Annotated in this window: 10 protein-coding genes; 4 read left to right on the top strand and 6 right to left on the bottom strand. The window is 70.3% G+C overall.

Features of this window, described 5'->3' with window-relative positions; genetic code table 11:
• Window positions 1-54: 54 nt before the first annotated feature.
• Window positions 55-2,775: a glucosidase gene (locus VMS22_26285; protein HXJ37552.1), complete on the bottom strand. Its 2,721-nt coding sequence runs from the start codon at window positions 2,773-2,775 to the stop codon at window positions 55-57.
• Between the two features lie 113 nt (window positions 2,776-2,888).
• On the opposite strand from VMS22_26285, the gene VMS22_26290 reads away from it, so the two are divergent.
• The 4 genes from VMS22_26290 to VMS22_26305 all read left to right on the top strand — a co-directional run bounded on the left by VMS22_26290 (window position 2,889) and on the right by VMS22_26305 (window position 9,206).
• Window positions 2,889-4,115, top strand: a complete 1,227-nt coding sequence (locus tag VMS22_26290) for an efflux RND transporter periplasmic adaptor subunit (protein HXJ37553.1) — start codon at window positions 2,889-2,891, stop codon at window positions 4,113-4,115.
• A gap of 9 nt (window positions 4,116-4,124) precedes the next feature.
• A complete protein-coding gene (locus VMS22_26295) occupies window positions 4,125-7,295 on the top strand; it encodes a multidrug efflux RND transporter permease subunit (GenBank protein ID HXJ37554.1) in 3,171 nt (1,056 codons plus the stop codon).
• Window positions 7,292-8,773 carry an efflux transporter outer membrane subunit gene (locus tag VMS22_26300; GenBank protein ID HXJ37555.1) on the top strand — a complete coding sequence of 494 codons (1,482 nt, stop codon included), beginning with the start codon at window positions 7,292-7,294 and terminating at the stop codon, window positions 8,771-8,773. Before VMS22_26295 ends, VMS22_26300 begins: the two co-directional genes overlap by 4 nt.
• An 82-nt stretch (window positions 8,774-8,855) precedes the next feature.
• Window positions 8,856-9,206, top strand: coding sequence for a hypothetical protein (locus tag VMS22_26305; protein HXJ37556.1), 351 nt, complete (start codon window positions 8,856-8,858; stop codon window positions 9,204-9,206).
• Between the two features lie 67 nt (window positions 9,207-9,273).
• Here the strand turns inward: VMS22_26305 and VMS22_26310 are convergent, their stop codons facing one another.
• From VMS22_26310 to VMS22_26330, 5 genes are all read right to left on the bottom strand, one after another.
• A complete protein-coding gene (locus tag VMS22_26310) occupies window positions 9,274-10,794 on the bottom strand; it encodes a DegQ family serine endoprotease (GenBank protein ID HXJ37557.1) in 1,521 nt (506 codons plus the stop codon).
• 96 nt (window positions 10,795-10,890) lie between these two features.
• Entirely contained in the window at window positions 10,891-12,306 is a 1,416-nt protein-coding gene (locus VMS22_26315) for an ATP-binding protein (GenBank protein ID HXJ37558.1), read from the bottom strand.
• Window positions 12,306-12,983 (bottom strand): response regulator transcription factor, encoded by a 678-nt coding sequence (locus VMS22_26320; protein HXJ37559.1) that lies wholly within the window; start codon window positions 12,981-12,983, stop codon window positions 12,306-12,308. The genes VMS22_26315 and VMS22_26320 overlap by 1 nt, the downstream gene beginning before the upstream one ends.
• Before the next feature lie 47 nt (window positions 12,984-13,030).
• A complete protein-coding gene (locus tag VMS22_26325) occupies window positions 13,031-14,332 on the bottom strand; it encodes a ClC family H(+)/Cl(-) exchange transporter (protein ID HXJ37560.1) in 1,302 nt (433 codons plus the stop codon).
• A complete protein-coding gene (locus VMS22_26330; protein ID HXJ37561.1) occupies window positions 14,329-15,084 on the bottom strand; it encodes a hypothetical protein in 756 nt (251 codons plus the stop codon). Before VMS22_26330 ends, VMS22_26325 begins: the two co-directional genes overlap by 4 nt.
• Between the last annotated feature and the right edge of the window lie 27 nt (window positions 15,085-15,111).

Genomic DNA, 15,111 nt, shown 5'->3' on the forward strand with positions numbered 1-15,111 from the left:
CGCGAGGACCGTGAGCCGGCACCCCGCTCCCGTCCGCCGCACCCACGCGACGGCCTAGCGAACACCGCACACCCGCTGGCGAGGCCGCGCACGCGCCGCGATGAGCGCCGCCGCGAGCGCCGTCCAGCCGGTCTGGTGCGACGCCCCGAGCCCCTCGCCCGTCTCGCCGTGGAAGTACTCGTGGAAGAGCAGGTGATCGCGCCACGCCGCGTCCTGGAATCTCGGGTTCGAGCCCCAGAATGGCCGGCGTCCGTTCTGATCCGGCAGGAAGAGCCGCAGGAGGCGCCGCTCGATCTCGTCGGCCACCTCGCCCAGGTGCGCAAGGCGTCCCGAGCGCGTCGGCAGCTCGACCGTGAACTGGTCGCCGAAGCCAGCGTGGAGCTGCCGCAGCGCCTCGATCGCGAGGAAGTTCAGCGGGAACCAGACCGGCCCGCGCCAGTTGGAGTTGCCGCCGAAGAGACCGCTCGACGATTCTGCGGGCTCGTAGTCGAGGCGCGCGTCGGCGCCCGGCAGCTTCAACACGAGCGGATGCTCGCGATGGTAGCGCGAGAGTGAGCGGAGCCCGTACGGCGAGAGGAACTCCTGCTCGTCGAGCATCGCCGCGATGATGCGACGCAGGCGTGGCTGATCGACCAAGGTCACCACCCCCTGCCCTTCCTTCACCACGGCGTGCCAGCCGCCCGCGAGCGCGGGCTTGTGCTCGGTGAACCATCGCACGCGCGTGCGGAAGTCGGTGAGCCGTTCCCAGAGCGAGGTCGGCAGCGTGACCGACGCGAAGATGGGCACGAGGCCGACCATCGAGCGTCCCCGCATGGGAACCACCCCGCCCCCGGGCACGCGCAGGAGATCGTAGAAGAAGCCCTCCTGCTCGTCCCACAGCCCCCCCTGCGCCATCGCCGCCGCGATGTAGGCGAAGTGCTCGAAGAACTTGACGGCGACGTCCTCGTACGCGCGATCGTGGTTCGCGAGGTAGAGCGCCATCTCGAGCATGTTGAGGCAGTACATCGCCATCCACGCCGTGCCGTCGGACTGCTCGAGCACGAAGCCCGCGGGCAGCATCGTCGAGCGGTCGATCGGCCCGATGTTGTCGAGCCCGAGGAAGCCGCCCTCGAAGATGTTGTTGTCGAGCGCGTCCTTGCGGTTGACCCACCAGGTGAAGTTCATGAGCAGCTTCTGGAAGACGCGCGACAGGAAATCGAAGTCGGTACCGCCGTCGATGAGGAACACCGACAGCGCCGCCCACGCGTGCACGGGCGGGTTCACGTCGCTGAAGGCCCACTCGTAGGCCGGGAGCTGGCCGTTCGGGTGCATGTACCACTCGCGGCAGACGAGGCGGAGCTGGTGCTTGGCGGCGGCGGGGTTCACGTGCGCCAGCGTCACGCAGTGGAAGCCGAGGTCCCACGCCGCGTACCACGGGTACTCCCACTTGTCGGGCATGAGGATGATGTCGCAGTTGTCGAGGTGTCGCCACGCGGCGTTGCGCCCGCTCTTGCGCGCCGGCGGCGGCGGCGGCTGCGCCGGATCGCCGTCCAGCCAGCGCGCGACGTCGTAGTGATAGAACTGCTGGCTCCACACGAGACCCGCGAAGGCGGCGCGCATGACGGCGCGCTCGTCTCCGGTCGCGTCCTCCGGACACAGCGACGCGTGGAACTCGTCGGCTTCGCGCTCGCGCTTGGCCATCACCTGCTCGAAGCCGGCGCCGAGATCGACGCCGTCCGTGCCACCGTCGGGCGCGCGATGCAGGCGCAGCCGGAGCTCGACGGTGTCGCCCGGCGCGACGGCGACGTGATACCAGCAGCTCGCTTTCGTACCTCGCAGGTCCGGGTTCACGGTGGCGGCGCCGTGGACCACGTGGTCGTTGATGCCGTCCTTCGGATAGGGCGTCTCGGGCGCCGAGCCGAACAGGCGCGGCGCGTTGGTCTCGTTCTCGCAGAAGAGCAGCTCCGGCGGATGGCCGCCGGGGTCATGGCCGGCGCCGAGGATCCAGCGGCCGATCGCCACGTCCTCGGCCACCACGATCGCGGGCAGGTCCGGATCGCGCTGGCGCGCCGCCTTCAGCGCCGGCCGCGTCGTCCCGCGCTCCCAGGACCAGACGTTGCGGAACCACAGCGTCGGCAGCACGTGCAGCCTGCCCATCTCGGGTGCGGCGTTCCGGATGCGGACGCGCAGGCACACGTCGTCGGGCGTGGCTTTGGCGTAGTCGGCGGCGATCTGCCAGTAGGCGTCGCCGTCGAACACCTGCGTGTCGACCAGCTCGTACTCGCGATCGGCGCGTCCGCGGCGCTTGTTCTCGTCGACGAGGCGGTCGTACGGGAACTCGGCCTGCGGATAGTGGTAGCGCCAGCGCAGCCACGACGACGTCGGCGTGGCGTCGACGTACCACCAGTACTCCTTCACGTCCTCGCCGTGGTTCCCCTGGTTGCCGGTGAGGCCGAAGAGGCGCTCCTTCAAGATGGGATCGCGGCCGTTCCAGAACGCGAGCGCGAGGCACAGGCGCTGGCCCAGATCGCAGATGCCCGCGAGGCCGTCCTCGTTCCAGCGGTAGGCGCGCGAGCGCGCGTGATCGTGGGGAAAATACTCCCACGCGGTGCCGTTCGGGCTGTAGTCCTCGCGTACGGTGCCCCACGCCCGCTCCGCGAGATAGGGACCGATGAGCGCCCAGGGGCCGGGCGCCTCGAGCGATGCGCCCGCGAGACGCCGGTGCTCGGCGGTCGGGCCGGGCGCCGCGGACGCGGGGCCACCCGCCGCCCCTCTGGGCGAGCGACGACGAGTCACGTGGCCGCTGTCCGTCGCTGGGTCTGCATGAGCGCTCGGCCGTCATAGCGCCCCCGCGAGCGGCGTGACAACGGGACGAACGTAGCCCTAGCGACCGGGGAGTCATCCGATGTATGAGCCGGAACCCGGAAAGGGGAGCCCGTCTGACCAATCCCAGGCCGACCATCTCACAACGAGCCACACGACGACTGCGGTCCCGGTGGTGGATCTGCCTCCTGGTACCGCTTGCCGCAGCCGGGTGCGGCAGCAAGGAACCCGCCGCACCGCCGCCGCCCGAGGTCCTCGTCATCGACGTCGCGCAGCGCGACGTTCCGGTGTACGGCGAGTGGGTCGGCACGACCGACGGCTACATCAACGCCCAGATTCGCGCCAAGGTGCAAGGCTACCTCCTGACCAAAGCCTATCAGGAGGGCTCGCTCGTCAAGGCGGGCGACGTGCTCTTCCAGCTCGATCCGCGCCAGTACCAGGCTGCGCTGGACGAGGCGAAGGGCGACCTCGCACGCGCGCAGGCGAACCTGGTGCGCAGCGAGCAGAACGTCGCCCGCTATCGCCCGCTGGTCGAGAAAGGCGCGGTCAGCCGTAAGGAGCTCGACGACACCGTCCAGCAAGCCCGTGCCGACCAGGCGTCGGTCGAGACCGCGCGCGCGGCGCTCGAGAACGCGAGGCTGAACCTGGAATGGACGACGGTGCGCTCGCCCATCGAGGGTGTCGCCGGCATCGCGCAGGCGCAGGTCGGCGACTTGATCGCGCCCACGACCCTCATGACGACGGTCTCGCAGCTCGACCCGATCAAGGTCTATTTCCCGATCAGCGAACAGGAGTATCTGCGCTTCGCGGCGCGCAATCCGACCCCCGACGCGGCGGCGAACGCCGAGGCCAACAAGAATCCCCTCGAGCTCATCCTCGCCGACGAGACCGTCTACAAGCATCCAGGGAGGGTCTCGGCGATCAACCGGCAGGTGGAGGTCCAGACCGGGAGCCTGCAGATCCAGTCGCTGTTCCCGAACCCCGACAACGTGCTGCGGCCGGGCGGCTATGCCAAGGTGCGTGCCGTCACCGACATGCGCAAGGACGCGGCCGTCGTCCCGCAGCGCGCCGTTCGGGAGATCCAGGGGAGCTACCAGCTCGCCGTGATCGACGCCGACGACAAGGCGACGCTGCGCCCGGTGAAGGTGGGCCCCAAGGTCGGCAGCGACTGGGTGATCGACGAGGGCGTGAAGCCCGGAGAGCGCGTCGTCGCCGAAGGGATCCAGAAGGTCCGGGACGGCGTGAAGGTGGTCGCAAAGCCCTTTACACCGCCGGCGGCCCCCGTCGCCGGCGGCGACGCGAAGAGCGACTAGCGACGCCCGATGGCCCGGTTCTTCGTCAATCGCCCCATCGTCGCCATGGTGATCTCGATCATCATGGTGATCCTCGGCGTGGTGTCGCTCGTGCAGCTCCCGGTCGCGCTCTATCCCGACATCGCGCCGCCGGAGATCCAGGTCACGGCCAACTACGTCGGCGCCGACGCGCTCACCGTGGAGCAGTCCGTCGCGACGCCCATCGAGCAGCAGATGAGCGGCGTCGACCAGATGATCTACATGTACTCGACGAACGCGAGCAACGGCCAGATGCAGCTCCGCGTCGATTTCGACATCTCGACCTCGCCCAACATCGACCAGGTTCTGACCAACATGCGCTTCTCGCAGGCGCAGTCGTACCTGCCGGCCGACGTGCGCAACTACGGCGTCACGATCCTCAAATCCACGACGAGCCCGCTCGCGCTGTTCTCGGTCTACTCGCCCAACGGCACCTACGACGCGCCGTTCCTCGCCAACTACGGCTACATCAACCTCTACGACCCGATGACGCGCGTCCCGGGCGTCGGGCAGGTACAGATCTTCGGCGCCGGCCAGTACGCGATGCGCTACTGGGTACGCCCCGACCAGCTCGCCAAGCTGAACATCACCACGACCGAGATCATCAACGCGCTCCAACAGCAGAACGTCGTGAACCCGGCCGGCCAGGTGGGCGGCGAGCCCATCCCGAAGGGGCAGGAGTTCACGTACAGCGTGCGTGCGCAGGGGCGCCTGGTCACCGAGGAGCAGTTCGCCGACATCATCATCCGCGCCAACCCCGACGGCTCGGTCGTGAAGATGAAGGACGTCGCGCGTGTCGAGCTCGGCGCGCAGATGTACAACATGGTGGGGCGGCTCAACGGCAAGCCCGCCGCGATCGTCGCGATCTACCAGCTCCCCGGCTCGAACGCGATCGACACCATGAACAAGGCGACGGCGCTGATGGAGGAAGCGAAGCTGCGCTTTCCCACGGACCTCGACTACTCGATTTCGCTCGACACCACGCTCGCGGTGCGCGAGGGCATCAACGAGATCATCCACACGCTCGGCGAGGCCATCGTGCTCGTCATCCTCGTCGTGTTCGTGTTCCTGCAGGGCTGGCGGGCGACCCTCATTCCGCTCCTCGCCGTGCCCGTGTCGCTGGTCGGCACCTTCGCGCTGTTCCCCCTCTTCGGGTTCTCGATCAACACGCTCTCGCTGCTGGGCCTCGTGCTCGCGATCGGCATCGTCGTCGACGACGCGATCGTCGTCGTCGAGGCCGTCGAGCACCACATCGAGCACGGGCTCTCTCCGCACGACGCGACCTTGAAGGCCATGGAAGAGGTGTCGGGCCCGGTGGTCGCGATCGCGCTCATCCTCGCCGCCGTCTTCGTGCCGACCGCCGCGATCCCCGGGATCACCGGGCGCCTCTACCAGCAGTTCGCCGTCACGATCGCCCTCTCGGTGGTGCTCTCGGCCTTCAACGCGCTCACGCTGAGCCCGGCCCTGGCGTCCCTCATGCTGCGACCGAAGACCGAGGCGCGCGGCCCCCTCGGCGCCTTCTTCCGCTGGTTCAACCACTGGTTCGGGCGTGCGACCGACGGCTACGTGGACTGGTCCCACCACCTGATCCGCAAGTCCGGGCGCGCGATGCTGCTCCTCGCCCTGCTGGCCGTGTTCGCGGGTTTCTTCGGCTCCCGGCTTCCCTCGGGCTTCGTTCCGAACGAGGATCAGGGCTACATCTACATGAACGTGCAGCTCCCACCGGCCTCGTCGCTCCAGCGCACCGACGCGGCGGCGCGCCAGATCGAGGAGGTCCTCGCCAAGACCCCCGGCGTGCAGAGCTACAACACCGTCCTCGGGTACAGCCTCTTGAGCCTCGTGTCCACCACCTACAGCGCCTTCTACTTCGTCACGCTCGAGCCCTGGCACGAGCGCGACAAGCACGGCCTCACCGCCGACGTCATCATCGAGAACATCAACCGGGAGCTTGCGGAGCTGCCCTCGGCCATCGCGTTCGCCTTCTCCCCGCCGTCGATCCCGGGCGTCGGCACGTCGGGCGGCGTGACGTTCATGCTCGAGGACCGCGCCGGGAAGACCGTCGACTTCCTCGCCGAGCAGACGCAGACGTTCATCGCCGCCATGCAGAAGCGCCCCGAGGTGGCACGGGTGATGACCACCTTCATTCCCGCCACGCCGCAGCTCTTCGCCGACGTCAATCGCGACAAGGTGATGAAGCAGGGCGTGGACCTGAAGTCCGTCTACCAGACGCTCCAGGCGTTCATGGGCGGCGTGTTCGTGAACTACTTCAACCGCTTCGGGCGCGTCTGGCAGGTCTACGTGCAGGCCGAGGGCGACTACCGCACGCGCGCCGAGAACGTCGGGCAGTTCTACGTGCGCAACAAGTCGGACGAGCCCGTGCCGATGAGCGCCCTCGTCGACATCAAGCCGACCTTCGGACCGGAGTTCACGATCCGCTTCAACAGCTTTCGCGCCGCACAGCTGAACGTGAGCGCGGCCCCGGGCTTCAGCTCGGCACAGGTGATGGCCGCGCTCGAGCAGGTCTTCCGCGAGACCATGCCGGTCGAGATGGGCTTCGACTACTCGGGCATGTCGTTCCAGGAGCAGGTGGCGGCGCAGGGCGTGCCCGCGACCGCCATCTTCGGCCTCTCGCTGCTGTTCGTCTTCCTGATCCTCGCGGCCCAGTACGAGAGCTGGACCCTGCCCTTCAGCGTCCTGCTCGGCACGCCGATCGCCGTCTTCGGCGCCTTCCTCGCCCTGTGGCTGCGCGGGCTCGAGAACAACGTCTTCGCGCAGATCGGGCTCATCACCCTCATCGGCCTCGCGGCGAAGAACGCGATCCTCATCGTCGAGTTCGCGAAGGACGAGTACGAGAAGGGCAAGACGCTGATCGACGCCGCGCTCGCAGGCGCGAAGCTCCGCCTGCGGCCGATCCTCATGACGGCCTTCGCATTCATCCTGGGCGTGGTGCCGCTGGCGCGCGCGACGGGCGCCGGGGCGATCGGACGGCAGGTCATCGGCACCGCCGTCATCGGCGGCATGCTGATGGCGTCGCTGATCGCGATCTTCCTCATTCCGGTCTCGTTCTACGTCGTCGAGAAGCTCGGCGGCGGCGATCGGCCGGCGACGACGCCCCCGGCAACCCAGCCGGCGGCGGCGGAGAAGGGTGGGCACGCCGCGTGATCGCGCGCGCTCTCGTGGGGCTCGTGGCGATGGCGCTCCTCGGCGGATGCGCCGTCGGGCCGAACTACCACCGGCCGCCCATCGACGCACCCGAAGTGACGCGCGGACAGGTGGGGCCAGCGGAAGCCGAGTCGCTCGCCGACCTCCCGTGGTGGGAGGTCTTCGACGACCCGGTCCTGCAGGGCCTCGTCATCGAGGCCATCCACAGCAACCACGACCTCGCGAGCGCTGCGGCGCGCGTCGAAGAGGCGCGGCAGCTGGTCAGCGTCGCGCGCTCGGACCTCTTCCCGCAGATCGGCTACCAGGGCGAGGCGTCGCGGCAGCGGTCGTTCCTGGTGGGCAGCCCGAACACGACCTTCAACGCGTTCCTCGGCACGTTCAACCTCGCCTGGGAGATCGACATCTGGGGCCGGATCCGGCGCGCGACCGAGTCGGCCCGCGCGGCCTACTTCGGCGCGGAGGACTTCCGCCGGGGCGTCCTCCTATCGCTGGTCAGCACCGTCGCCGACGCGTACTTCAACCTCCTCGAGCTCGACCGGGAGCTCGTGATCGCCAAGCTCACCACCAGGACGTTCCAGGACACCCTCGACCTCTTCACGCGCCGCTACGAGGGCGGCGTGGGGACGCTTCTCGAGGTGTCACGTGGTGAGGCCGCGCTCGCGCAGGCGGCGGCCACGATTCCCGAGCTCGACCGGCTGATCGTCATCCGGGAGAACGAGCTGAGCATTCTGCTCGGGCACAACCCGGGCGACATCCCGCGCGGCGCCGACCTCGACGCACAGACGTCGCCCCCGACCATTCCCGCGGGCCTCCCCTCGCAGCTCCTCGAGCGCCGGCCCGACGTGCGCCAGGCCGAGGAGGCGGTCGTGGCGGCGAACGCGGACGTCGGCGTCGCGACGGCGAACTTTTTCCCGCGCCTCGGCCTCACCAGCCTCTACGGCGGTCAGAGCTCGGAGATCGAGAACATCGTGAAGGGCACGGGCAACGTCTGGGCGATCGCCGGGTCGCTCGCCGGACCCATCTTCCAGGGCGGACGTCTGCTCGCGAGCTACCGCGCGACGAACGCCGCCTTCGACCAGGCGGTGCAGCAATACGAGCAGACGACGCTCAACGCGTTCGCCGAGGTGTCGAACGCGCTCGTGACGCAGGAGAAGCTGAAGGGCGTCCGGAGCGAGAAGGAGCGCCAGGTGCGCGCGCTCCAGAAGTCGGTCGACCTCTCGCTCGATCGCTACAACAACGGCATCGCGACCTACTACGAGGTGCTCGAGGCGCAGCAGCAGCTCTTCCCCGCGCAGCTGGATCTCGCCCGCACGATCCGCGATCAGCTCGCGGTGATCGTGCTGCTCTACCGTGCGCTCGGCGGCGGCTGGAACCTCGAGGTGCCGCAATGGGTGCCGCCACCGGTGGCGCCCGATGCCGAGCCGGCGAGCGGGGCGAACGAGCCGGGAGCGCCTCCCGCCCCCGCCGCCGCGCCGTAGAGGGCCCCGCCTCGCGAGCGGTTGTCAGGGGCCGGCGCTCTGCACTAGAGAGCGCGCAGCATCCACCTCAAGGAGGAGTCGCATGCGAGCACGTTCGGATCTGTGGGGGATCGGGGTCGTCTGCGCTGGAATCCTGGTCGGGCTCGGCGCCGGCTGCAGCTCGCCGAAGTCCGCGGTGAAGCCGGCGGCCCAGGAGGCGGCGCCCGCCGCCCAGCTCGGGCCAGCCGACTTCGGCAGAATCTACAAGGTCCAGCCGGGCATGACCCTGCTCGAGGCGCTGCGTGAGATGGGCCCGCCCCGCGACATGAAGGGCAACACCTACTACTACAAGGGCCAGGGCCGGATCGTGTTCGCCGGCACGAAGAACCCGACCGACAAGACGAAGGTCGTGAAGGTCGAGCCGGACGTGATGGAAGACGGGATCGCACCCTGAACGACGAACGCCCGCCCGGCGCGGAGCCGGGCGGGCGTCCTGATCGATCGCGCGGGGATCGTCGGTTCTATCGCGCCGCCAGCGCGGCGAAGCGATCGCCGCCCTCGGCGGGACGCACGAGCAGCAGGAGCGGCTTGCCGTCGGCGACCTTGGCCGCCTCGTCGCGGACCTGGTCGACCGACGTCACCTTCTTGCGGTTCACCTCGACGAGCACGTCGCCGGCGTGGATGCCCGCCTCGTCGGCCGGGCTGCCCGGCACGACTTCGGCCACCATGACGCCTTCGTGCGCCGCCATCTCGCGCTGCGAGCGCTCCTCGGGCGTGAGGTCACGGAGCCGCATGCCCCACTTGCCCGACGCCGGCGCCTTCTGGTCGCGCGCCGAGTCGTCGGCGAGCTTCGCCACCTTCACCTCGACCGTCCTGGTCGCGCCGTCGCGGACGATCTCGACCGGTACCTGACGCCCGATCTCGGTGCCGGCGACGAGCGTCGGCAGCGCCGCGGAGTCCTTCACCGGCTTGCCGTCGAAGGTGGTGATGACGTCGCCCGGCTCGATGCCCGCCGTCGCGGCCGGGCTGCCATCGTTCACCTGCGCCACGAGGGCGCCGTGGCCGTCGTGAATGCCGAGCGAGTCGCCGAGCTCGGGCGTGAGCTTCTGGATCGAGACGCCGAGCCAGCCGCGCGTCACGTGGCCGTGCTCCTCGAGCTCGGGGAGGAGGCGCTTCGCCTGGTTGATCGGGATCGCGAAGCCGATGCCGATGTTCCCGCCGCCCTGGCTGAAGATCATGGTGTTGATGCCGACCACCTCGCCCGCCTCGTCGAAGAGCGGCCCGCCGGAGTTGCCCGGATTGATCGGCGCGTCGGTCTGGATGAAGTCGTCGTACGGTCCCGCGCCGACCGCGCGCCCCTTGGCGCTCACGATGCCGGCGGTGACCGTGTTGCTGAGGCCGAACGGGTTGCCGATCGCGACCACCCAGTCGCCGACGTCGAGCCCGTCCGAATCGCCGAGGCGCGCCGTCGGGAGATCGGCCTTGGCGTCGACCTTGAGGACGGCGAGATCGGTCTTGGGGTCGCGTCCCACGACCGTGGCCGAGAGCTCGCGACCGTCGCCGAGGATCACGGTGATGTCCTTCGCGTCCTCGACCACGTGGTTGTTGGTGACGATGAGCCCGTCCTTGCGGATCACGAACCCGGAGCCGGCGCCCTTCTGCGCGAAGCCGTGCTGGCGCGGGTTCGGGAAGCGAAATCCGCGCAGCCCGGGAAGCCCGGGGAACGGCGAATCGTCGTCGTCTTCGAACGGGTTGTCGCCGGTCGCGCCGGCCTTCACCATCTGCGTCACCTTGATGTGGACCACGGCGGGCTCGGCCTGCGTCACCAGGGACGCGAACGAGCGCTTGCCCTCGCGGACCGGCTTCGCCTCGGGCTGGGCGGGCGCGGGTGCGGCGGCGGCCTGCGGGGGCTCCGCCGTGCGGGCCGCCACGAGCGGTGCGGTCACGCGCTCCGGCCAGGTCGTGCGGCCGAGCGCGAAGCCTCCGGCCGCGAGGGACACCGCGAATGCTCCCACGAGCATGGTTCGGATCGTCGAATGCATCGTCTTCGTCCTCCTCCTTCGGGGGGTGCGTCGATCGTTCGACGCGGGAGGTACGGCGCCGATGTGAGGGGAGGATGAGACGAGGATTAGATGTCTCTAATCCGCCAGCGGGAGCGTCACGCGGAACGACGTGCCGCGCCCGCCCGGGCCGTCGACCACGCGGACGTCGCCGCCGTGCACGACCACGATCGAGCGCGTGACCGCGAGCCCGAGCCCGGTGCCGCCGCGGCCGCGGGCCGGATCGCCGCGATAGAAGCGATCGAAGATCCGCTCGCGATCGGCGGGCGGCACGCCCGGGCCGTCGTCGGTCACGTCCAGGACGGCCCGCCCGCCGTCCGCCTGCAACGCGATCGTGACACCGTGGCCCGCGCCGGAATACTTGATCGCGTTGTCGACGAGGTTGAACACGACGCGAAAGAGGAGCGGTTCGCTGCCGCGCACGCAGAGTGGTCCCGTGCCTTCCGCCGGGGCGAGCCCGACGCCCGCCTGCTCGGCGAGCGCGCGCAGCGCCGGCAGGGCGTCGCCGACCACGTGCGAGAGATCGACCGTGGTGCGCGGTACCTCCACCGCGCCCGCGTCGGCCCGCGCGAGGAAGAGGAGGTCCTCGACCAGGGCGATCAGGCGGTCCACCTCTTCGAGGCAGCTCTCGAGCACGCGGCGGCGATCGTCCGCGGCGCCCGGGGATCGCAACGAGACTTCGATCTCGCCCTTGAGGATCGTGAGCGGCGTCCGCAGCTCGTGTGCGGCGTCGGCGCTGAACCGCCGCGCCGTCGAGAACGACGCCTCGAGACGGCCCAGCATGTCGTTCAGCACGCCGGCCAGGCGACCGATCTCCTCGGGCGCGCCGTCCGCCCGGAGCCGTCGCGACAGGTCCTCGGCTTCGATCCGCCGCGCGGCGTCGACCATCGCGTCGACCGGTGCGAGCGCGCGCGTGGCCAGCAGGCGGCCCCCGGCCGCCGCGGCCGCCAGGGCGAACGGCGCGAGCGAGAGCAGGATCAAGAGGAAGCGCGAGCGCGCGCTCTCGACCTCGTCGAGCGGCAGGCCGACCTGCACGACGCGCGCGAAGCGGCCGTCCTCGGTGATCGGAAACGTCAGCACCCGGACCGCAGACGCGAGCACGCCCGGCATGCCGAGCGTCTCGAAGGTCTCCCGCCCCGCCTCGGCGTTGCGGAGCGCCTCGGCGGTGAGCGGGAGCCGCGCGCGCCCGCGCGAGCCGAGCCGCGGGTCGGGGCGCCCGCGCGGATCGAGCAGCTCGAAGAAGCGGCGCGCGAGCCCCGGCCCGAGGAGCGCGTCGAGCGCATCGTCGAGATCGCCGCCGGGCGTCTCGCGCGTCGCGCTCGACTCGGCGATCGTGCGCGCGATGGTCGTGAGCGACGCATCGACGTTCGCCCGCAGCGCCCGGTCGAGGAGCACGAGCGCCGCCGCACCGAAGAGCACGAGGAGCGCAGCCAGCACGGCCGTGTACCAGAGCGTCAGGCGGGCGCGCAGGCTTCGGGGCCGGGGGAGCACCATCAGGGCTCGGACGTCTTCAGCACGTAGCCGACTCCGCGCACCGTGTGCAGGAGCTTCGGCTCGAAGTCGGCGTCGATCTTGCGCCGCAGGTAGTTCACGTAGACGTCGATCACGTTGGTGAACGTGTCGAACTCGACGCCCCAGACGCGCTGGGCGATGAGCGCGCGGGAGAGGACACGGCCGCGGTTGCGCAGGAAGAACTCGAGCAGCGCGTGCTCGCGGGCCGTGAGCTCGATCCGCTTGCCCGCGCGCGTGACCTCGCGCGTGACGGGATCGAGCGTCAGGTCGGCCAGCGAGAGCGCCGGCGTGGCCGAAGGCGCTCCGCGCCGGAGCAGCGCCCGCACGCGGGCCAGCAGCTCCTCGACCGCGAAGGGCTTGGTCAGGTAGTCGTCCGCCCCGACGTCGAGGCCGGTCACCTTGTCCGACACCCCGCCGCGCGCCGTCAGCAGCAGGACCGGTACCGTCTGGCCACGGGCACGAAGCTCGCGGACCACGCCGAACCCGTCGCGCTTCGGCAGGTTCACGTCGAGGACGACGAGGTCGTAGGCCGTCGCGAGCGCCTGCGCGAGCCCCGCCTCGCCGTCGGCCGCGACGTCGACGGCGTAGTGCTCGGCCTCGAGGCCACGCCGCACGAAGCTCGCGACCTTGGGCTCGTCCTCGACCACCAGGATGCGCATGGGCGCCGCGATGATAGCGATGCTCCGCGGCGGCCGCGACGGCCGGCTCAGCTCGCCCGGACGCGCGCCACCTCACGCTCCAGGAGCGACTCGTAGATCGGTCGGCTGCCGAGGACCTCGGCGACACCGTAGGCGGCGAGGCTCGCGACGAGGAGCGGGAGCACGCTGATCGCCGAGCCCGTCATCTCGAGCAGCAGCACCGCGCCGGTGAGCGGAGAGCGCACGACGCCCGCGAAGAGGCCCGCCATGCCCACCGCCACGGCGATCGGGACGAGGCCGGGGACGTCGGCGATCGTGGCCGACCAGATTCCACCCACGCCCATTCCGAGGGCGGCCCCGATCACCAGCAGCGGCGCGAAGATCCCCCCCGGGGCGCCCAGGACGTAGCTCCCGATCGTCAGCACGATGCTCAGCGGGAGCAGCCAGGCGACCGCGGTCGCGGAGACCGTCCCGTCGAGCAGGCGCGCCGCGAACCCGATGCCACCTCCGGGCAACGCCGGCACGAACCATGCGACCGCACCCACGACCGCGCCCATCGCGAGGCCGAGGGTCCACGAGGGTACCCGCCTCTTCAGGCCATCGACGACGCCGAACGTCGCGAGCAGCGCGCGGTTGAAGAACGCGCCGAGGACGCCGCCCAGGACCCCCACCACGAGCACCGGCCACAGCATCCCCCACGCGAGCGGAATCCGATTGGGCAGCATCAGCTCCGGCGCGATGCCGAGCAGGCGACGGCAGCAGAAGTCGGTCAGGATCGATGCCACGAGCGTGCCGACGTAGATCGGCGGCCGAAGCGGGCACTTCAGCTCCTCGACGACGAACAGCGTGCCGGCGAGCGGGGCATTGAAGGCGCCGGTGAGGCCCGCTCCCGCGCCGACGACCAACAGCGTCCGCTGCTCGTCCGCCGTGAGCCCGAAGCGGCTCGAGATCCGCTCGGCCAGCCACGCGCCCATCTGCACGGTGGGACCTTCGCGGCCGAGGACGAGCCCGCCTCCGATGCCGAGGATGCCGCCTACGAACTTCACCCAGCAGATCGCCGCCGGCCACGGCGGCAGCAGGCCGCGCACCAGGCCCTCCACGTGCTGGATGCCGCTTCCGGCCGCCTGCGGCGCGAAGCGAGCCGTCATCCACACCGCCGTCGCGACGGCGGCGGCGCACAGCGCGACGAGAAGGAGAAATCCCGCCGGGCCCACGGGTCGTGCCCACGCCGTGAAGCGCTCCCGCGCGGCGAGGGCGTAGTCCAATCCCGCATGGAAGCCGACCGAGATCGCGCCCACGGCGAGGCCGGTCGCGAGCACGGCGAGCCAGAACGTGATGCCGGATGGAGTGGAGTCGTCCTCCGCGCTCATTTCGCGAGACGGCCGACGACGGCGAGCATCGGCGCGCTGGGGATTCGAATCATGCCGCCGAACGGATGGTCCAGCTCCAGTACGAGGAAGATGGCACCGCTCACCGACAGCGCCGCGGCGACCAGGCAGAGCGCCGTCGTGGCATTGGGCGGAGCGAGGAGGCTGAAAACGAGAAAAATGATCACGAGCCAGGACACCACGACGACCAGCAGCGGCGGCGAGATCGAGGGGATCGCCTGTGCGACGAGCAGCATGCGAAGCTGGCCGAACTCGACGGCGAGGGCCATCGCCTGCGCCTTCACCGCACGCTGGGTGTCGTCGCGCGGCGAGAGGCTCTGGAGGGCGGCGTACGTCGCGTCGCCCGCCTGCTCGTCGGGCTGGAGCTGCGCCACCGCGCCGGCCTCCTCCGGCCACATGCGACGGACCGCTTCCTCCACCAAAGCGTGCAGTCGAGTGCGCGCGTCCGCCGCCTCGGGTCCGTAGAGGGTCAGCAGCCGGTCGAGGAACGCCACCTTCGCGGCCATCTGCACCACTTCGGTCCGTTCGGTATCGAAGGACCCCTTGGCCGAGCTCACCAGCAGCCCCAGGAGCAGCGCGGTCATGGTCGCGATGAGGCCAATCGCGAGCTTCACGGCGTCCTTCGAGTCGGCCGCGAGGTGATGCTCGGGCAGCAGCCGCCGCAGCCGGGTACCCAGCAGCACGGCCAGGACGAGACACGTCGCAACGACGGCGCTGACGGGGAGGGTGTTCATCCTGGATCCGGTGCGCGCGCAGAACTA

It is taken from the genome of Candidatus Eisenbacteria bacterium, from assembly GCA_035577985.1.
Taxonomy (GTDB): Bacteria; Desulfobacterota; Binatia; order DP-6; family DP-6; genus DATJZY01.